16 protein-coding genes are annotated in these 20752 nt (G+C 41.5%); 7 read left to right on the forward strand and 9 right to left on the reverse strand.

What is annotated here, in order from left to right:
• Positions 1-101 precede the first annotated feature (101 nt).
• Positions 102-941, reverse strand: a complete 840-nt coding sequence (locus tag R7H07_RS00405) for a LysR family transcriptional regulator (RefSeq protein WP_065275313.1) — start codon at positions 939-941, stop codon at positions 102-104.
• A gap of 81 nt (positions 942-1022) precedes the next feature.
• On the opposite strand from R7H07_RS00405, the gene R7H07_RS00410 reads away from it, so the two are divergent.
• Complete coding sequence (locus R7H07_RS00410) at positions 1023-1373, forward strand: hypothetical protein (protein WP_065275312.1); 351 nt, start codon at positions 1023-1025, stop codon at positions 1371-1373.
• Positions 1374-2109: 736 nt separating this feature from the next.
• Here R7H07_RS00410 and yciH read toward each other — a convergent pair.
• The 4 genes from yciH to R7H07_RS00430 form a co-directional block, all read right to left on the reverse strand.
• Positions 2110-2421, reverse strand: coding sequence for a stress response translation initiation inhibitor YciH (yciH, locus tag R7H07_RS00415; RefSeq protein WP_005376292.1), 312 nt, complete (start codon positions 2419-2421; stop codon positions 2110-2112).
• A 1-nt stretch (position 2422) separates the two neighbouring features.
• Positions 2423-2809: a DUF3319 domain-containing protein gene (locus R7H07_RS00420; RefSeq protein ID WP_005376294.1), complete on the reverse strand. Its 387-nt coding sequence runs from the start codon at positions 2807-2809 to the stop codon at positions 2423-2425.
• A 128-nt stretch (positions 2810-2937) separates the two neighbouring features.
• A complete protein-coding gene (locus R7H07_RS00425; protein WP_047101118.1) occupies positions 2938-3927 on the reverse strand; it encodes a D-alanine--D-alanine ligase in 990 nt (329 codons plus the stop codon).
• A 149-nt stretch (positions 3928-4076) separates the two neighbouring features.
• Complete coding sequence (locus R7H07_RS00430; protein ID WP_005390018.1) at positions 4077-4646, reverse strand: SPOR domain-containing protein; 570 nt, start codon at positions 4644-4646, stop codon at positions 4077-4079.
• A 236-nt stretch (positions 4647-4882) separates the two neighbouring features.
• Here R7H07_RS00430 and R7H07_RS00435 point away from each other — a divergent pair, with 236 nt between their 5' ends.
• Positions 4883-7516: a bifunctional acetate--CoA ligase family protein/GNAT family N-acetyltransferase gene (locus R7H07_RS00435; RefSeq protein WP_206952983.1), complete on the forward strand. Its 2634-nt coding sequence runs from the start codon at positions 4883-4885 to the stop codon at positions 7514-7516.
• Positions 7517-7593: 77 nt separating this feature from the next.
• Here R7H07_RS00435 and R7H07_RS00440 read toward each other — a convergent pair whose 3' ends face one another.
• Complete coding sequence (locus R7H07_RS00440) at positions 7594-8481, reverse strand: LysR family transcriptional regulator (protein ID WP_017634152.1); 888 nt, start codon at positions 8479-8481, stop codon at positions 7594-7596.
• A 231-nt stretch (positions 8482-8712) separates the two neighbouring features.
• Here R7H07_RS00440 and R7H07_RS00445 point away from each other — a divergent pair, with 231 nt between their 5' ends.
• Complete coding sequence (locus R7H07_RS00445) at positions 8713-10851, forward strand: TonB-dependent hemoglobin/transferrin/lactoferrin family receptor (protein WP_065275286.1); 2139 nt, start codon at positions 8713-8715, stop codon at positions 10849-10851.
• Between the two features lie 335 nt (positions 10852-11186).
• Here the strand turns inward: R7H07_RS00445 and galE are convergent, their stop codons facing one another.
• Both galE and R7H07_RS00455 read right to left on the reverse strand, forming a co-directional pair.
• Positions 11187-12203: a UDP-glucose 4-epimerase GalE gene (galE, locus tag R7H07_RS00450; RefSeq protein WP_005376309.1), complete on the reverse strand. Its 1017-nt coding sequence runs from the start codon at positions 12201-12203 to the stop codon at positions 11187-11189.
• 54 nt (positions 12204-12257) lie between these two features.
• The gene (locus tag R7H07_RS00455; RefSeq protein ID WP_206958860.1) at positions 12258-14216 is read right to left on the reverse strand and encodes a diguanylate cyclase domain-containing protein; all 1959 of its coding nucleotides are present in this window, start codon (positions 14214-14216) and stop codon (positions 12258-12260) included.
• 319 nt (positions 14217-14535) lie between these two features.
• Between R7H07_RS00455 and R7H07_RS00460 the strand changes: the two genes are divergently transcribed.
• Genes R7H07_RS00460 through R7H07_RS00470 form a run of 3 tightly spaced genes read left to right on the forward strand, consistent with a single transcriptional unit; the run spans position 14536 to position 16906 of the window.
• The gene (locus tag R7H07_RS00460) at positions 14536-15291 is read left to right on the forward strand and encodes a 5-oxoprolinase subunit PxpA (protein ID WP_064354779.1); all 756 of its coding nucleotides are present in this window, start codon (positions 14536-14538) and stop codon (positions 15289-15291) included.
• On the forward strand, positions 15291-15974 hold the full coding sequence (locus R7H07_RS00465; protein ID WP_064354778.1) for a 5-oxoprolinase subunit B family protein: 684 nt from the start codon (positions 15291-15293) through the stop codon (positions 15972-15974). Before R7H07_RS00460 ends, R7H07_RS00465 begins: the two co-directional genes overlap by 1 nt.
• A complete protein-coding gene (locus R7H07_RS00470; RefSeq protein WP_064354777.1) occupies positions 15971-16906 on the forward strand; it encodes a biotin-dependent carboxyltransferase family protein in 936 nt (311 codons plus the stop codon). Before R7H07_RS00465 ends, R7H07_RS00470 begins: the two co-directional genes overlap by 4 nt.
• A 28-nt stretch (positions 16907-16934) precedes the next feature.
• On the opposite strand, the gene R7H07_RS00475 is transcribed toward R7H07_RS00470, so the two are convergent.
• On the reverse strand, positions 16935-18374 hold the full coding sequence (locus R7H07_RS00475) for an FAD-dependent oxidoreductase (RefSeq protein ID WP_206958859.1): 1440 nt from the start codon (positions 18372-18374) through the stop codon (positions 16935-16937).
• 515 nt (positions 18375-18889) lie between these two features.
• Here R7H07_RS00475 and R7H07_RS00480 point away from each other — a divergent pair.
• Positions 18890-20521: a tyrosine-type recombinase/integrase gene (locus tag R7H07_RS00480; RefSeq protein WP_206958858.1), complete on the forward strand. Its 1632-nt coding sequence runs from the start codon at positions 18890-18892 to the stop codon at positions 20519-20521.
• Positions 20522-20752 lie beyond the last annotated feature (231 nt).

A 20752-nucleotide genomic window follows, 5' to 3' on the forward strand; every position in this document is an offset into this window, starting at 1 on the left:
GATGGGGGTGTTAATAAATACCGCTGAAACAATATGTTACAAAGATTAGCGTTAGGCCTAGTTGCGTAGACAACGCAAAATTCTAAATCTGAACAACCGCCCTAAAATGACTCACTCTTCAATACTTGTGATAACTCAGACCTAATAAAAGTAGATATCTCAGCTAGCTTTCTTGGCAAAGGGTTTTGATAAGGGTAGGCAATATACATGGAACGTTCTATATCAAAAGTTTGCGATATTCGGATGTTTTTGTCTATATAGTTACTTTTAATAAGATAGTTTGGAATGACACCAACCCCAACTCCCTCAGAAACAAAGTTTATTAAAATAGAGGTGTTATCAACTTCGATAACATCAGTATATTGATTTTTAATTGATTCCTTATTCGAATGATGTTTGTAGATTAATAGTGTTTTGTTGTTGGCATTACTTATCCTAGATATCAAAACATCACTATAATCACCAATTTTATGTGCAATAAGAGTGTCATCAATAACATTATTAAGCCTAATCGCTAAATCTACATTGCTTTCTAATAAATTTTCTACATTGTTACTTGACGATATTTCAAAATCAACTTTTGGATATCGTTCTTTTAAGTCTTTAAGAACAGAACCAAAAATAGAAGAGGCTATAGAGTTGGGCATTGTGATTTTAAACTTTCCATCAATGCATTCACTCAACGAGCTAGCTCTGTAATTTAACTCGTGCAAACTCTCTAACGTCTTGATAGCAAGCTCTCTAATGCTTTCGCCATGATCAGTTAAAACGAGTTTCCTTGTTGTTCTGTGGACGAGTGTTACGCCAAGTTGTTTTTCTAATGCTGCTAGCTGCCTGCTGACTTGAGCCTTCGACTTTCCAAGTTCTTTTGATGCCTCTGTAAGAGAGAGGTGTTTACAAATGGCTGCAAAGCAGATCAGCTCATTGTTCATCAATTCCATGATTGTTACCTTTTTGCAACTCTGAGTCACGTTGTCTTTTAACTGGTGGGAAAGTATAACTTGCATCATCGGAGGGGGACAATGATATTTAAAAGCCGCCATGAAATAATGGCAGACTACTATCTTAATAAAACTATATTGGATATTAAGTTAAACCGATATCCTGAAGAAATTAACTCAATCGGATTAAATATAGAAAATAAAGATTTAAAAATAAAGAATTTGTCTCGTGAAATTACTAAGTTGGATTCGGGTGATTTAATTGTTGATTGTGCATCATTGATAATGACTCATTACATATCGAAAAAAGTAATAATAAAAGTTGAAATTGATTTTTTAAATTATAAAGTTAAACGTGTAAGGATATTGAAATATGAAGACTGCAATACAAAATTCGAAAAGATGTGTTTATCAGAAAGATACATTGTATAGAATAATAAATAATATTAGTACTTTGTATACCAAATCACTAGTAAAATTATTTGGTGAAGAGTTGAGAATCCATCATTGCAAACATAAGATTAATGTAAGAACCACTAACGAGTTGAGTGAACATATGAAGAAAGATCTAGGTATAGATTGAAAAGTAGAGAGTTTACATCTGTTAGATTCCTTGTTCCTATAAAACTAATGTAGTACTTACACGTTTGGGTTAAGCAAATGCGTGTCCATGTTGACTCATGTTGAATGAGCAAGATGCAGAACCAACGTGTACTGTGTTGAACGTAACCCAAGATACAATGAAGGAACTTAATTAGCCACACGGTTTTAAAGTTGATGACTGGTTATTATCAAGTTGTCGCTGTGGTGAAATCGAAGTTCACGGTCCATACAAGACAGCTGATGAGGCTTGCAAAGCAGCAACAGCCAAATACGGTGTAACTAAACTGACTTCACCAATGATAATCTTCTAACCCTTAAGTTCGCATTATGTATATTATGTTAAATTGTATATCGCCGTACGCCAAATGTTGTCTGAGTATGCTCCTATTCCCCTGCAGATTTTAAATTTAAGGGCCTTACTGTGAGCATTAAACATAATGGTTATTTACCATAAAATAGCTAATATCGATCTATCAATCTACGATTGCTTGCTCTTCAATTAGCAACTTATAAAAAATGGCGTCTATTTCTTTAGACGCCATTTTTGTTTACTGGAAATATTAAATTAGCCACCGGCTAATTTGACTGTCATGCCTTTCTTTTCAAGATGTGCCTTGATCTTGTCTCTAGCATCACCTTGAATCTCGATATTGCCATCTTTTACAGAGCCACCACAGCCACAGACTTTTTTGAGTTCTGCCGCTAATAACTTTAAAGGTGCATCATCCAAGTCTAAACCTGTAACAATGCATACGCCTTTACCTTTACGGCCTTTCGTTTGGCGCTGAATCCGAACAACACCATCGCCTTTAGGGCGAGATACTTTTTCTTCTTCCGGTTTAATTCGACCGGTTTCTGTTGAATATACCAGAGTCATTCTATTGTTTCTTTTGTTGTTGAGCTTGCATCGCTTTTTGCTTTGCAACCAAATAAGCTTCGATATGGCGTTGAATAGCGGCTTTACTGCCCTTAATCAGTTTACCATTAAACATACAGTACCAAGAGTTAGGTTGGCCTGTATCGTTTTGAATAGTATAGCCGTTAAAGACCTCTGATTTTGCAACACCAGTTTGCTGCACTCTTTGCCCGAGTGAAGCAAACTCTTTGGGATCAATAATCGATGCGGTGTCACACCACCAATCAATGCTTTTCTTTACCGCCGTCAAACTGCCCTGTAAAACGTGGTTCTTGATTTTAACCTTCCAAACACTGCCATCTGATCCGACTGACTGCAGGTTAAAACCTCTATAATTTGAAATCGCCATACCACTGAGTCATCTGTTTAATGCGTTGATATAATCATAATTGCTACTGAGCAATATTCAAATACGGCTTGAATAATCCTTGCTCTAGAAAACAACTTGTATCATAAAACGCGTCTCGATAACGTTAATCACTTTGCACTGTTTATACAATCTTCCAAGAACTCATGAAATTTGTGCCCGTTGTTTTGAAGCATTTTAGGGAACATTGAGATCGGAGTCATTCCTGGAAATGTGTTTACTTCGTTTAAGTAAATCTCATCATCTTCCGTTAGGAAAAAGTCGATACGAGATAAATGACGAAGATTCATTTGTCTAAATACCGTCTCTGACGCGTGTTGGATGGAATCTAATTGTACTTGAGTTAGATTCTTCGCCTCAACTTCTGTGAGCGAGTGACTTGAACTGCTGTACTTTTCATCGTACGAGTAAAAAGCACCATCAGGCGCGATGACCTCGCCTGGCTTAGTGATATGTAGTTGGCCATTCATCTCATATGCAGCAACTTCAAGTTCTCGAGGTTTTACTGCTTTCTCAACCAACACTTGGTCAGAAAACCCAAAAGCATCATTTACTGCATTAGAAAGCTTGCCTTTTTCTGTGACACTGTAACAACCAACGGAAGAGCCTTGGCGAGCGGCTTTAACAAAAACTTTTCCCCATTTTTCAAAGGCTTTATGAGCTTGAACGTGAGCTTCTTCATCGTTTCGCGTTAAGAATAAGTATGGCGTATTGGGTATGCCGATAGCGTCGTACCAAAGCTTAGATGTGATTTTATTGAAACTATTGCTACTCGCTTCTGGCCCGCAGCCAAGATAAGGAATACCTGCGATTTCAAACAGAGATTGAATGTCGCCTGTTTCGCCAGGAAAACCATGTATACAAGGCACGATGAAATCAATGGTTTGATTAGATTCACTTGAGCACAACTGCTTGGTATTGAGATCCAAGTAAACCAACTCACCTTGGTTGGTCATCCAACCTTCGTTTTTTATTTCTACGCGTGTAACGTGAACGTCTTCAATAAGATTTAGTTGTTGTTCGACAAAGTTTGCAGACAATAATGAAATCTCGTGCTCAGAAGAGCCACCGCCGCATAGTAAAAGAATATTTTTAATCATGAATCCATCTTTCCGTGACCTACAAAAGATACTATTTATTATGATAAACCTTTGAAGTGTGACGTACAGTAATTTTAATGTGAGGAATGTTGTTCGAATAGGATTTGAGCAAATAAATAAGGGAGCTATTCGCTCCCTTATTTGATGTGTTAATTTAATTTGTTAAGCGTTGGGTAAGCTGAGTTTTTGATTGCATCAATGCTTTTAACAAATGGTCTTAACTGCTGAAATTGAGCTGGCAAAGTCGAAATCGCTTGCTTGGCTTCTGCGCTTGTTGCGTAGTCTCCGTATAAAACTGAGAACCACTTAGTACCGTTTACAACTTTGTAGTTTTCCCAAATTGGCTGACCGTTCTGTGGCAGCTTATTTGCAAACTGATCGACTTTAGCTTGGCTACCCACAGCTGCGACTTGAATGGTATAGCCGAATCGTTGAATGCCAGCTTGCTTTTTACTTGGTGGTACGATCTTAACTGGCTTCGCCTGCTCTTTTGGCGTTAGCTTGACTACTTTCTTTTCTTCAGGCTTTGCCGTCATTTTCACAACAGTTGGTTGTACGTCTTTTTCTACTACAGCGTTTTCAGACGCCATAATTGGTTTAGAGATACGATCTGATTTGTAGTCCTCTCGGTAACTTTCTGAGGTCACATCCGTGATGTAAGTTTCAGATGCACAAGCAGAAAGCAGAACTGACAAGCCGATGATTGCGATTTTTTTCATGAAGTAACAAATGCTCTGGATAAATATTACGATAAATCATGCCGATAGCAGGGCCGTTTATCAAGCATCAAATACAATAATCTGTGATTTTGATGTGATGAATAACACAAACTCCATAAGCATCGTACACATTTTCTGCAATGTCTGGTCTGAAGATGTTTTATCAGTAAATTATTCGTTTATGATTGATATGAAACCGAGAAGCCAACGTGACTTACAAACGGCCAGGAGTCAGCATGAATAAACTACATAAACTCTTTAAACCCAACTCTGTGGCCGTTATTGGGGCATCTCAAAAAGCATTGCGAGCAGGACATGTTGTGATGCGCAACCTTCTACAAAGTGGATTTGGTGGCGCGATTATGCCAGTAACGCCGCGATATAAAGCCGTATCTGGCGTGATCGCTTACCCTGATGTAGCTTCCCTGCCCTATACGCCAGATATTGCAATTTTGTGTACGAACGTTTCACGTAACGAGCAATTGCTTAAAGAGCTAGATGAGAGAGGCACACCGTTTGCGATTGTTATCTCTGATGACCCTAATCCTTTAGATATCTCATCATTGAACATTCGAGTCTTAGGCCCAAACAGCTTAGGTATCATCCTTCCTTGGCACAATTTTAACTGCACGTTTTCCCCTGTTGCAGCTAAACCCGGAAAAATTGCTTTCATCTCACAATCCGCGGCGGTTTGTACCACGGTTTTAGACTGGGCAAATGATAAGAACATTGGTTTTTCTTCGTTCATTTCGATTGGGCGCGGACAAGATATCGATTTTGCAGATTTGCTCGACTATTTGAGTATGGATGGAAACACTGAAGCTATTCTGCTTTATGTTGATAATATCCAAGACGCTCGCCGATTTATGTCTGCTGCGCGCGCCGCTTCACGTAACCGACGTATATTGGTGCTAAAAGCGGGCCGCTCTAAAGAGATGAATACTTTTGAGCAGCAAGACGGAGATACACTTGACGTAATTTACGATTCTGCTATTCGCAGAACTGGTATGTTACGAGTCAGCAATACGCATGAGCTTTTTGCCGCGGTAGAAACACTCACGCATTCTGTGCCACTTCGTGGAGAGCGTTTAGCGATCATCACCAATGGCGGCGGCCCTGCTGTTATGTCCGTTGATACTTTGATTGAACGTGGTGGCCAACTCGCAACGCTTGATGACGCTTCCATTGAGCAATTACAAGCAGTACTTCCATCCAACTGGCGTGCTCGAAATCCAATTGATCTGTCTGGTGACGCAACCCAAAAACGCTATATTGATACCATTAACGCACTGATGAATAACGACTGTGCAGATGCGATATTGATTATGCATAGTCCTTCTGCTGTTTCTGATCCTCTTGAAACTGCTCAAGCCGTTATTAATGCAATCAAATCTCACCCTCGGCATAAGCATTTTAATATCTTGACCAACTGGTCAGGAGAACAAACGTCGAGAGAAGCGCGACTGGCCTTTACTCAAGCAGGCATTCCAACCTATAGAACACCTGAAAGTGCGGTTGTAGCATACATGCACTTGGTCGAATACAGACGAAACCAGAAACAACTAATGGAAACGCCAACGACGGCAGAGCCATTACATTCTGGAAGTGTGAGTTCAGCAAAAGAATGGGTAAACGAACGACTACTGGATAAAAACACAGTCACCTTGGATACGCATCAAACCAGCCCATTATTTAAGCTGTTCGGGTTTAACGTTTTGCCTACGTGGATTGCATCTGACGACATTGAAGCCGTTCATATGGCAGAAAATATTGGATATCCTGTTGCGGTTAAATTGCGTTCTCCAGACATTCCTCATAAATCGGATGTTCACGGTGTCGCTCTAAATTTAAGAAACAGTCGAGAAGTTTCCAACGCAGCGCTATCCATTTTAGATACCGTAAAGCTCAGCTACCCTTCCGCCAATGTACATGGGCTGTTGGTACAAGGGATGGCAAAGCTCGGCAGCGCTGAAGAGCTACGGATTAGTATTGCAGTAGATAAAGTCTTTGGACCAGTGATCTTGCTTGGTCAAGGCGGCTCTGAGTGGAATATCGCCCAAGATGCCGTCGCTGCACTTCCTCCTTTGAACATGACGCTTGCGCGCTACCTTGTCGTTGTTGCCCTAAAGTCTGGAAAGATTCGCCTGCAGAAACACAAAGATGCGCTCGATATTACTGAGTTGTCGAAGTTCTTGGTTCGTATCTCCCAAATGGCAGTTGAGTTACCAGAAATACAAAGGCTGGATATCCATCCAGTGCTGGTATCCGGAAGCGATTTAACTATCCTTGATGCAGATGTCACACTGTGTAAATACGAAGGAGACGCCCAAAAACGGCTAGCGATTCGCCCTTTCCCGGCAGAGTTTGTCGAAACTGTAACGCTTCGAGATGGCCAACCTATCCTGCTTCGCCCTATCTTGCCTGAGGATGAACCGCTGCATGCTCAATTCATTAATAGCGTATCGAAAGAAGATCTCTATAAACGTTTCTTTTCTGAAGTTGGAGAGTTCAACCATGAGGCTTTGGCAAACTTTACTCAAATCGACTACGACCGCGAAATGGCGTTTGTTGCGGTAGCGTTTAATACTGACGGACCGTCTATCATAGGGGTAGCCCGCGCATTGATTACACCAGACAATAGTGACGCTGAGTTTGCTATTTTGGTTCGTTCAGATTTGAAAGGAAAAGGTTTAGGCAAAGTGCTGATGCAGAAAATAATCAGCTATTGCAAAGTTAAAGGCACAAAGCAAATGTCTGGAATGACCATGCCAACAAATAGAGGAATGTTGATGTTGGCTCAGAACTTGGGGTTTGAGATCGATGTCCAGTTTGCAGACGGTACGGCAGATATGGTGCTCCCTTTAAATTGAAAAGCTCAGCATTAGCGATGACTTTTACTTCTTACATTCGATAATCAATGGGAATTTAAGAAGTAAAAGTTACGTTGTTACTTTAGTTTCCAATTCTTTTTTAGGTACTGAATACACCAGGATTTTGCTTCACCCATAGTGTTCCGGCGCCATGCCAAAATAATATCCATCGGCTGTTCTTCAGTGCCTTCGATTCGTTTCAATACACCACTATCAATAAGAGGTTGCGCAATTTGGCTTGGTAATGTACCAATGCCTAAACCTGCAGTGAGCGCTTCTACTTTTGCCGTAAAGTTGGTGACGGTCAAGCGAGGCTGTTTTTGAATGATATTAATTGAGAGCGCGGGTTGCTCACGTGCGGTATCTGCAATAGCAATAATCCGATACTTTTCTCGCGCTGCTTCATCAAACTTACCACTACGCTTGTGAACATAGTGATCAGCGGAAGCTACCCAATACATACTCATTTTACCAATTTTTTCTGACTTAACTTCTTGAGGAAGCGTATCCAGTGATGGGCAAATCAGTAAATCAGCTCTCCCCGTATTCAACGACTCCCAGCTACCAGCCAGAATCTCCTCTTGCAGCCTGACTCGAGTTGAGCTGACCTCGGCCAGCGCATCAACCATCGGGAAAAAGTTGGATATAGGAATAATGCCATCGAAGGCAATGGTAATATCCAGTTCCCAGCCATTCGCCAATAACGTTGCATCGTTCACTAACTTTTCACTGGCTTGTAAAATGGCTCTTCCTCTTTCAAGAATAAGCTTACCTGCTTCAGTAAAATGGGCTTTGTGACCAGAGCGATCGAAGATAATAATGTCTAAGTCTTGCTCGAGTTTCTGGATTTGATAGCTCAGCGATGACGGGGCTCTGTCTAACTCATTCGCAGCAGCAGCAAAACTCCCTCTTCGATCAATAGCATCTAGAATATGGAGTGCTTCTAACGTAATTGGACTCTGCACACGGCCTCTCTTAATGTGACATTCATCACATTCGTTGTATTTGGATGAACTTATCAAGAACTAACGACAAATAATATAACATATTGATAACTAAAGACTAGGAATGCTCATAGCCTAAGAAGAAGATTCAATACAAATCAATAAATGACAATGGTAATGATAGTAATTACCATTTAGATCCATTAATATCCGCGTGTTGTTACCTATTATGGATCTAAGGTATTGAAGCCAATGTATAAAAAATCAATTTTGTCAGCCTCCATTTTAGTTGCCCTTTCCCATACAGCTTATGCGGAAGAAGCTTCTAAGTTTGAAGAAGTCGTTGTGTCGGCCACCCGTACCAACCAAACCATAAACACTGTTGCTGCTTCTGTTGCTGTTGTATCAGAGAAAGACATCGAAGAAAACATGGTAAAGGACTTGAATGATCTATTCGAGTATACGCCAGGTGTTACTGTTAATGGCACTCAACGCCAAGGCGTCCAAAGTATTAACATTCGCGGGATGGAAGGTAAACGAGTTAAAATCTTAGTAGACGGTGCATCTCAACCAGGTGTATTCAGCGGTGGACCATATTCGTTTATCAATTCTAGTGCCGTTACTGTCGACCCCGATATGCTAAAGAGTGTCGAAATTGTTAAAGGAGCAGCTTCTAGCCTACATGGTAGTGATGCAATTGGCGGTGTTGTCGCATTCGAAACAAAAGATCCGAAGGATTTCCTCAAAGATGGTAAAGACTTTGGTGGTCAAGCTAAACTCTCTTATTCATCGGAAGATAACTCTTTTAGTGAGCATGTAGCTTTAGCAAAGCGTTTCGGTAATACAGAAGCACTTATAGCCTTTACACGCCGTGATGGTGCAGAGCTACAAAATTTCTCTAAGGCGCCTTACGATAACTATTCTGTGGACAACCAAGATTATTACAAAAACGATCTATTGGTAAAACTTCAATCTCAATTGAATGACGCTCATCGCTTGGAGTTTTTGGGAGAAGTTATTTACAACGAGACTGACTCAGAGATCGCACATAAAAGTTACAAAAACTTCAACGCTGAAGACACAACCAAGCAAAATCGCATTGGGCTCAAGCACATTTGGTTTGCAGATGCAGCTATCTCGGATACGATCACGTCCAAGCTTACATGGATTGGTAAAGAAGAAAACGGCGTCTCTAATCGCTTTATCGAAGCTAGCCCTGGTTACCCACCTTACGTACCGCCTAGTGGTGACAACCAACAGAAAAAAGATTACGAATATACTGAAGACAAATTTGAATTCGAAACTCAGTTAGATAAAGAGATTCAAAATCACTATATTGTTTACGGAATATCGTACAAACATAGTGACATCAGTAATACCAATCGCGAGTTTAATTCCGATCCTGGCACGCCAGATACTGTTTACGTTTACACACCGGATGCAAAAGAAGAAAGCTTTGGTTTATTCTTGCAAGATGAAATTTCGCTTCTTAATGACAAGCTAATTCTGACTCCAGGTGTGCGTTACGATTACTTCTCTACTAATCCTTCAAATACTTCTGAAGAGTCATTCGAGAAGTTTAGCGACTCTGCATTAACTGGTCGTTTAGGAGCAACTTACTCTATATCGCAACCAGGCACGATATTCGCGCAAGTGAGCCAAGGGTTCCGAGCGCCATCGTTCGACGAGCTTTACTACACCTACGATAATCCGGCTCATGGCTATACCAACCGCCCTAACCCAAATTTGGGATCTGAAAAGAGTTTGTCTTATGAGCTTGGTTACCGTCATAACACTGCAGCGTCGGCAACTGAAGTAGCGTTCTACTACAGTGATTACAGTGACTTTATTGAGCAAACGTCATCAAACAATGGTGGCTTAACTGAATTCACAAATATCAATATTAGTGAAGCAAACATTAAAGGGGTTGAGCTCTCTAACCGTCTTGATTGGCATGCCATTGCTGGTCTTCCATCAGGCATGACAACTCGCTTTGTTGCAGCATACACAGAAGGTGAAGATGGTGATGGTAATCCTTTGAACAGTGTAAACCCATGGAATGCCGTAGCTGCTGTAAATTACGATTCACCAAATGCACTTTGGGGGACAAGCCTAAAAGTAAACTACACGGCTAAGAAATCGAACAGTGATATCAACTCTGATGGTGATAAAGGCGGAATCAAAGACCAAGTTGCTTTGCCGTCTGCGACAGTCGTTGACTTAACGGCGTACTACAAACCAATGAAAGATATAACCATTCGTGCTGGTGTTATGAATCTAACGAATGAAGAATACCATCTTTGGAACGATGTTCGCGGTAAGACTGAGTTAAGTCGAGACAAAACGCAAGCTGAGCGTAATTATAACATTAGTGTTAAATACGAGTTCTAAACCTTAAAAACACAAAAGCCAGCGTAATGCTGGCTTTTTTTATGGCTTTCATTTCAAAAATGTAAAGAAAAGTATGAAAAATGAAAGTTTACTGTTTTGCCATCTCTTTTTTCACCATTACTGCTGCTGCAATGATGAAAGTGATGATCAGACCGAGTTCCATGAACTACCCCAATAGCTATGAGAAAATTTATAACCCAAATTAAGAGTCGGGCATAGTTTAACAGCTCTATATATACTTGCTACCTTTTAACCAGTAATTTACGATTTTTTCCGATTTGGATCAAAAAAGACGCAATCACGCGCCTTTTTGTTACTATTATGTAAATTAAAGATTAGGCATCTGGATAACCTTGAGGGTTAGTAGACTGCCAGCGCCATGTATCGCCAGTCATTTCTTCTAGAGTGCGAGTTGCTTTCCAACCTAACTCATTCATCGCTTTTGATGGATCCGCCCAACACTCTGCAATATCACCTGGACGACGCTCAACAAGTTGGTATGGGACATCTTTACCACTTGCGGCTTCAAATGCTTTCACCATGTCCAGTACACTGTAGCCGTTACCAGTACCGAGGTTATAGATATGAAGGCCAGCTTTGCTACCTACTTTTTCTAATGCAGCAACGTGACCATCAGATAAGTCCATTACATGAATATAATCACGTACGCCTGTGCCATCTTTGGTCGGATAATCACTACCAAACACAGAAAGGAACTCTCTGCGCCCTACCGCAACTTGAGAAACAAACGGCATTAAGTTGTTTGGAATACCTTGAGGATCTTCACCTAGCTCGCCTGTTGGATGTGAACCTACCGGGTTAAAGTAACGAAGAAGTGTAATGCTCCAGTCAGGGTTCGCATTTTGGAAGTCGGTTAAACACTCTTCTACCATTAATTTGCTGCGCCCATATGGGTTAGTTGCGCTAGTTGGAAAGTCCTCTGTGATGGGTACAGATGCAGGATCACCATATACAGTCGCTGATGAACTAAATACCAACGATTTAACTCCGGCTTCACGCATTGCATCAACCAATACTAAAGTGCCATTAACGTTGTTGTCGTAATACTCTAAAGGTTTTGCTACAGACTCACCGACGGCCTTTAAACCTGCAAAATGGATAACAGCTTCAATATTGTGCGACTTTAGTGCTTCTACCATCGCCAATTTATCTCTGATATCGGCTTTAATGAAGGTTGGCTTTACACCACATACCTTTTCAATTCGATCTAATACCGTAGATTTACTGTTGTACAGGTTGTCTAGAATCACTGGCGTCATGCCAGCTTCGATCATTTGAATACACGTATGACTACCGATATAGCCCATACCACCCGTAACGAGTACTTTCATTTTATTATTCCTTCTGACGCGAATTGAGTTAGTTTAAAGCTTTGACGTTACGATTTAAACTGTCTCTTGTAATTCGCATCCCATTAATATTGCTTGGCCTTTTCCGGCTTTCTTTGCTTGATACATTGCCGTATCCGCACTTTTTAAAACTCGAGTAGCATCGCGCTCATTTACGCCGACTAATTTTACGCCGATACTAACGCCAACTTTGAGTAAGTGACCTTTGTACTCAATTGGAGCACATATGCTCTCGAGCAACTGTTCTGCTATTCGGGTGACCACTTTTTGATTGGCGGGATTTACCAACATGACAAATTCATCACCAGAAAGTCTTGCGATTAAATCACTATGTCTCGTCGCAGATGTTAGACGCTCGGAAACTTTTTTCAAAACTTCATCACCTGCATCATGACCGTAGGTATCGTTAACTTCTTTAAATCCATCCAGATCGAGGTACAAAACTGCAAATTCGTCACGCAAGTATCCAGAGCGTTGTACTAGTTGTTCCAACTCTAAATGGAACTTAGATCGATTGGCTAACCCCGTTAAAGCATCGTGATGAGCTAAATGCTCCAATCGTTCCATCTCTTTTGCGCCGGAAAGGTCGGTAAGAACAATAACCAGATCATAGAAACCATAGTCTTCACACTTAACGATACGATTGACTCGAGCAAACATCGGTACAAACTGACCAATATGGTTCTTCTCGATAACTTCACCTTGCCAAACGCCATAATTTTCTATCGACTCGATGATACTAGGCATCATTTCCTGTAACTTGCGCCACTTTAGCGTTTGGATGAATGATTTCCCAATAAGCTGATCCACCTCTAAGCCGACTAACTTAGTGACGGCAGGGTTTGCCATCGTAATGACACCGCGATGATTAAGAACAATGAGACCATCTTGGCTGCTTTCAAAAACACGCCCCGCAACACGTTGCCGGTTTATGGCTTCTTCAATTTCGGTGATATCTTGAATCGAAAACAGTAAGTATTCATGTGTCGAGAGGCGACGACTGGTTAGGCTCAACTGCTGTTCGTTATCTGCATTTTTGAGGTGAATATCATCGCACTCTAGGCCTCGACTCAGGATCTGACTCAGCTCATTCGGTGTTTTGGTTTTAATTAGATCACGAATATTGGCATATTTAAGTTCATCTAATTTTTTTTGAAATATTTGCTGGGTCGCCGTATTACAATGAATAACACGTCCGGAATTGTCGGTAATAACTAATGCATGCTGAACAGATTCGATAACCTCTTCTGAAAATGCGCGCTTTTGTTCTAGTGTGTCTAGCGAATGTTGCCGCTGCTTCTCACGTACTGTTAACCTATTCATCATTTGATTGAAAGAGCGCGCGAGGTCTCCAATTTCATCCTTGGCGTAATAGCGAGCTTGATTTTCCGTGTTTCGTCCGTGTGTCACATTCTCTATTACGCGGTTGAGTTCCATCACGGGCTTGAGAACAAGCCTCTCGATACTTATGTAAAAAACAGTGCCACCAGCGATCAGAAACAGAAGAAGTAAAGCGCTATCTTGAAGTAAAGATTGCATGGCTTCTACGATTGGACGATGAGAAAGCGTGACTCTAATGCTACCAATGACATAGCCATCATGGATAATCGGCTCTAGAACATAAAGAAATTTGGTTGATAAGGCATAGCCTAGAGCGTGCAACCTACTTCTTTCGGTTTGACTGGGAACGGGTGCTAGTGCCCCACTTATCTCCATAACAGCGAATGGTTGGTCATCTTGGTCATAAAGTTTGACCCGCGTTACATTTGGCTGGTTTAAAAAGTTGGCGAGAATAGTTTGAGCTTTTTGCTTGTCCTTTGTCGTCAGCGCATCTTTAATTGAGAAAGAAACGTTGTTAATCAACTTTCTTGTCTGCTCGACCAGTTCATGCTTAGACGATTGGTATACAGTATACGAGGTGTGACCTTTTGAGATAACAAAGATAGCCGTTAAAAAGACCAGAAGAGGCCAAATAAGCTTCGCTCGTAATGACATATATATTCCTGTCGCAGACAACCACAAAAATGACAGAAGAACCATTATGCAATCTATCACCCATGAAGGGCGACAAGATTAACACGATGCTAATGCAAAATAACCTTAAATTCTCAAAAATTGGATGGAAAAGAAACGAAATACCTTAAAATTCGGATCAACTCAAATAACGGCAACATCTTTATGGACTAACGTGATCTTTTTCGTCAGCTATCTGCTCAAAAAGCTTCGTTTTCATGATAGAAGAATGAAGTGAGTCACTGAACCTAGATGCATTTTCCTGCATCGTAAACCCATTGCTTGTGTAGAAATAAAACGTATGACATTGAATAAACAGCAACTTACATTGAACTGTGATATGGGCGAGAGCTTTGGCTCTTGGAGTATGGGCGCAGATGAAGACGTGATGCCCCATGTTGATATGGCGAACATCGCGTGTGGTTTTCATGCCTCCGACCCTAATGTCATGCACGACACCATCACCCTAGCGAATGACAACGATGTTGATATTGGCGCACACCCAGGTTACGCCGACCTACAAGGCTTTGGCAGACGAAGCATAAGCATGACGGGTGATGAAATTACGAACATGGTTATATATCAGGTTGGTGCTTTACAAGCATTATGCCGGGCGCAATACACAGACATCAGTTACATAAAGCCTCATGGTGCTCTATACAACGACATGATGAAAAGTGATGCGATATTTAGAGCGGTAGTAAAGGCGGCAGCACTGTTCAAAGTACCGTTAATGATCCTAGCTTCACAGGAAAACGAAAAATACTTAGAAATCGCAGACGATTATGATGTTCCCTTGCTATTTGAAGCATTTGCAGATCGTTTATACCAAGATGACGGCTTACTGACTCCTAGAACACAGCCCAATGCCGTGTTAAAAAGCGAGCACGCGATACTTGAGCAAGTCCGGACCTTAGCTGACTCTGGGCGTGTCAAAACCGCTTCAGGCGGTTACATATTATTGGAAGCCGATACAATTTGTGTTCATGGTGACAATGAAGAGTCGATCGCGCTGCTCCAAAAGATCCGCCAAAGCCTATACGCTGGAGGAAATTAATGCATAAAGAGAAATTTAATATCTCTTTGATCTCCGAGTGCAGTATTTTCATTAAGTTTGATGAGAGTATTTCTGAAAATGCAGTCGGAGAGCTTGCTCGCAGCATAAGAGAAACTTTCGCTTCAATTGTTATGAACGTTGTCCCCTCCTATCAAACTATTCTCATTGATTACTTACCTTTTCGAATCAACGAAAAGAACTTAGTCAATGAGCTGCAACAAATCGTGAGCCAGTTTGATACTCAATCACTTAAGCTTTCCCAGCCGAATCACATTACTATCCCTGTATATTACTCTGAAGAAACCGCGTTAGATCTATCTCGTTTTAAAAAGCGAGGTCTGTCATTAGACGATCTTATTACCCTGCATACGAAAACCGAGTACGCGGTTTCTGCAATTGGCTTTGCTCCAGGCTTTGCATTTCTCTCTGACGTTGATACTCAATTGCACATGGCAAGGCTTGCCACACCAAGAACTCACGTGCCGGCCGGAAGTGTCGGAATCGCAGACTCTAAAACGGCCGTCTATCCATCAGATAGTCCTGGCGGATGGAACATTATTGGTAAAAGCCCGCTTGCGCTCTTCTCCGACTCTCCTCCTTTTATACCGTTTGAAGTGGGTGACAAGGTCACCTTTAATGCTATTTCAAAACAAGAGTTTATCGATTTAGGAGGCGTACTATGAGTTACGGTGGATTACTGGTGGAAAAGCCAGGACCGCTCTCTTTAGTTCAAGACTTTGGTCGTTTTGGCTTGGCGCATGTCGGTGTGACTCAAGGTGGCCCGGTCGACGACTATGCTTACAGTTGGGCCAACCATTTGCTTGGTAACGTAGTCAATTGCGTTGCGATTGAAATTACTTTGGGTAACGCTTGTTTTATTGCCTTGCATAACTGCCACCTTGCTATATGTGGCGGTGATTTAAATGCAAAAATAGATGGTGAACCTATTTCAAATTGGTCTGACTTTACGTTGAAAAAAGGACAGAAGCTTCAGTTCGGAGTCGCAAGGAATGGGCTTCGCTCCTACCTAGCGGTTAAAGGTGGATTCAATGTTGCTCAGCACTTAGGAAGCGCATCGACCGTCTTGCGAGAATCTCTAGGTGGTTATGATTCAAATGGTGGCGCTTTGAAAGCTGGCGATATTCTTCCCTTTGTCCCTCATAACTTACCGAAACGTAAACCAAGGCAAATGACGTTTCGCTTTAAGCCAGATTACAACTTACCCATTAAGCTGAGAGTGATTGAAGGCTATCAGAACGAGGACTTTGATGAAGACGCTCGCCAAGTATTTTACAACAAAGCATTCATCATCTCCCCCAATTCGAATCGCATGGGCTACCGTCTTGAGGGCAATAACATTCGTCCACCTTACGAAGGCGTCCTATCAGAGGGAATTGCATTAGGTTCAATTCAAGTACCTAGCGATGGTAACCCTATTGTGCTGCTCAACGATCACCAGACTATTGGCGGGTATCCTAAATTTGGCTGCGTAGCCCGTATTGACTTACCTAGACTGGCACAGGCGAAGCCCGGACAAAAAGTCAATTTTGTGAAAGGAGATAGGCTAGGCTTGCAAGAAGTATGGTGCCAATGGGCTCAGTTTTTTGGGTACTAATACAACCACTGAGCCCAAACACAGCCGATTATGTAGGCATACCATAACGCACTGCTAAAGCTTGTGGATAGCCTCGCTCTTGAGTGAGTTTAATCGCGTACTGCTCGACCTCTTGTTCAGACAACTTTACAGCGACCGGATGCTGTGTTTCCACATTTTGGTTAGGATCGATGTCAAACCAGAATTGAAGCATTTTTTGCGCTGCGAGTAGTGTCGATGACGCTTTTACCACCTCTATTCTCGCGTAGTGGTTATCTTCAAAAGTCACATCTGCCGCTCTGAGTACTGGATCTGTTCCGGGAATTTGCTGAGCGCCAAATAATGCTTTTCCTCCTTTTACAGCAGAGTGATAGTCGGGAATGAACTGTGCCATGTGTTTGATGGCGTTGTTCGTTCGCTCTTCTAACACTTCTTCTCTCCAGCCGTTACGGATCTTCGAGAGTAAAGGCATAGGCAGTTCAGGTTGAGCAGATGAGTTCGTGCTCTCTACTAAACCATCTTCAAACAGCGTGATTCCTTTTGTCATACCATGAAGTTGAAAGTAACCATCGCCATAAGGCGTCAATTGAGCCATTCCTTTATCGGTTCCACGCGGGCCATGAAAAATAACTTCTGGCCATTGTTGTTCACAGTCTGCCCACCTCGTAACGTAAGCGGCTTTAAACTCCACCAACCTGTCACGCTTGGCACCAACTGTGTTGTCAATTGAGCCTGTTTCAAAGCCACACGCGTTAACCAAGTAGTCGCATGTCATCAGGTAATCGATACCTTCACGTTCATAGCCAAGTTGCCAGTGTTCCCCCATCCAATCGGCTTGCTTAAACCTTGCTTGTGTGAAGACCGAAGCATTAGGAAGCGTATCTAGTGTTAAGTTGGCAATTGCGGCGAGGCGAAAAACACTCCAACCATATTCTTGAACTGCGACAACAGGATACTTTAGCGCTTCAAGATCAGCATGTTGAGCAAAAGGAATGCACCACTCATCGAAGTTTGTAGGATGACTTGGTTGAGTACGTTGCGCGAGAGCTTCTAGCTCCGCTTTTGAATACAGTTTGTAGTATTCACTTGGCTCGCCGAGCACTTTATTACTCTCATCTTTATCAACGAGCGTTTGATAAGCACTTTTCACAACCTCTAATCGCGGAATTAGTGTGGATGGGTCTCCACCATCGGAATGAGGAACCGCGATGATTGTCGGACGAATATTCAGTGAAAGCGGATACAGGCGAACAGTATCAATAGATTGTGCTAACAAGTCTAAGCATTGTTGCTCGGAAATCTCTCGATATAAATTACCACCAGCATGCAAATGACAAATGGGTGGACCATTTACTAGTGATACGCCCTTCTCTATTACGGAAACTTTAAAACCCAGCTCCGCAAAATGAATTGCTGCTGTTGCACCTGCTACACCGCCACCAACAACAGCGATATGCTTATCTTTATAACTTGGAAACTCAGACTTCATTGCTTCACTAAAAATTTTATAAGGAAAATTCTTTACTAACGGTGGATTCTACTCGTGTTTGGACTTGATTAAAATCACAAAAAGTTCATGGGTTTGCGAAATATCCAACAGCGCCTGTAAAGTGCATTAAAGTAGAAAAAATTTGCGAAAAAGTACTTGACGACATGGTTAAGAAGACACTTTTTTGTGTCTATGTGAATAAGAATTTCACTGTAAGACCCATGGCGCAAAGCCTGCAGAAACACCCCACTTTTTACCCCATTTAGTTATCCCAAAAGTTATCCACTGTTTTTGTGGATAACTAAAATAAAAGTGTCATGGAGTGTTCCAAACTTGATAACACTCGCTGCGATTAAGTGTTTACTGGCGTTAACAATCTTTTCAACAAACTCATCACTACAAGTGCCAACGTAACAAATGTTGCAAGCGGTAAAGCTATCCACAATTCGGGGTTCTCAGATAAGTAAAACACGTGCTTTCCGGTAGGTTAGCATGATTATCTGGATGATATACACATGTCATACGTCTGGTCATACACGAATGGTTCAAATTACCTAATAAAAAGAGGAAGATTTTTTTACATTTCTATCCGTTGCGAAGGGAAAATTTTTAGGAAGTCACTTAAAACCGATATACTACCGATTGCTCAAGAGATGGTAGAAAATGTATTAATCGAAACAAGGAGAATTGGGAAAATGTCTGTAGAGCTACTGAAAGCTATTGTTGATGACCAGATAGAGATTGCGTTAGATGCTGTTACAGCCGTTCTATATCCCCGTTCAATTCAAGGTAAGGCAGCTATCAAAGCTCACTACAAGCAGACTATAGGCGCGACCTTACACAATATGCAGGTAGAAGATGCAGAAGGAATGGCAAGCGAAGATCTAAGCCAGCATTACAAACATGTGCCTACTTTTAGAGAATCACAGGTTGATAAGCTTCGCCGACCTTCGAATTTACCTCAAGCAGATGAAAACGATTGTGGTTTAGAAGAACATTATGAACAGCCTACCCAAGAGTTAGGACTACTCGACACATATAAAAAATCGATTGCTAACGCTCTAGCCAATGATGACCTAGTTACGGCTCACAACAACCTAGCTGCTTTAAAACAAAGTTTTGAGATTGGTACAGCGTCACAAACTGAGTTAGTAGATTCCCCAACCACACCGACTTTCAAAGAAGCCTTAGATCAATATATTCATGATAAATCGAGCAACTTGTACATTAATAAAAACAAGCCTGTTAGTAAGAAAGCCTCAGATGAAAAGATTAACTATCTATCAGGTTTAATTCTGCACTTGTTGAAGGATAAACCAATCGGCGACATCAACGGTAAGGATATTGATAGAGCTTTCAGGTTGTATAGTCAGTTCCCTTTAACCAAACACAACCCTTGGAAGTCGATGACCCTTGAGGAGCGCATAGAAGCAGCAGAACAAGGTGATGTTCCAGAAGGTGAACGTGTAGGTAAAACACTAGGTAGGATTAAAACGGCTGTTAATTTGTTTTTTGACCACTTTTGGCGTTTGGCTGTGATAGATAACAATCCAGTGAAAGATATGCGCTTTAATGACTTTGTTGGAGGTGGTGAACGTGGTTCATTTACAAAAGCTCAGTTGAATGACTTTCAAACCTTTGCAACGACTAATGATTTAGATGGTTTCAAAGTAGCGATCCTTCTTCAAATGTATAGTGGGATGAGGAATAGTGAAATCTCTAACATTCAACCAGAAGATATTAAGACTGAGCAAGGTGTTGATTACATACATGTAAGAGGAACTAAAACCGTCAATGCTGAGCGTTACATCCCTATTCACTCTAAGCTAAAAGAGTTCGGTGTGGTCGACTATATTAAAGCAGGTGGTGAAATATACACCTCTCAAAGCATCACACAACGTTTTAATCGTTTGATGCAATCTCTCAGTATGTCTAAAGAAGATAGCAAAGGCCTACCACTAAGCTTTTACAGCTTTAGACATAACTTTGCTTCTGGTTTGGCTTCTGGTGGTGTTTCAGAGCTTCACATTGAATGGTTAATGGGTCACAGCCATACAGGAACAAAACAACGTTACATAGATAGAGGTGTTGAACACGTTCCATCATTAGCGGAGAGTATCAATTGCTTAAGCTATGAATTCACGTAGAACTACAGGCAGCAACGCGGCCGCCTTATTTACCTTTCAAGTTCGCACCTCGCAGCGTTTGCCAGTGTACAAAGTCGTGTTCGTTGTTGATTCTTACAAAGGGGTACGGTGCAGCAAAATAGACTAACTGATTACAGCTAGAACAAAGGTGTGGTATCTGATTGTGTCTCGTTATCGGGTGGTCTTGAGATACACGATAAAAACCTTCACCACATTCACAACGGTATTCTA

Source organism: Vibrio sp. Vb1127, from assembly GCF_033338735.1.
In the GTDB taxonomy this organism is placed as follows: domain Bacteria; phylum Pseudomonadota; class Gammaproteobacteria; order Enterobacterales; family Vibrionaceae; genus Vibrio; species Vibrio alginolyticus.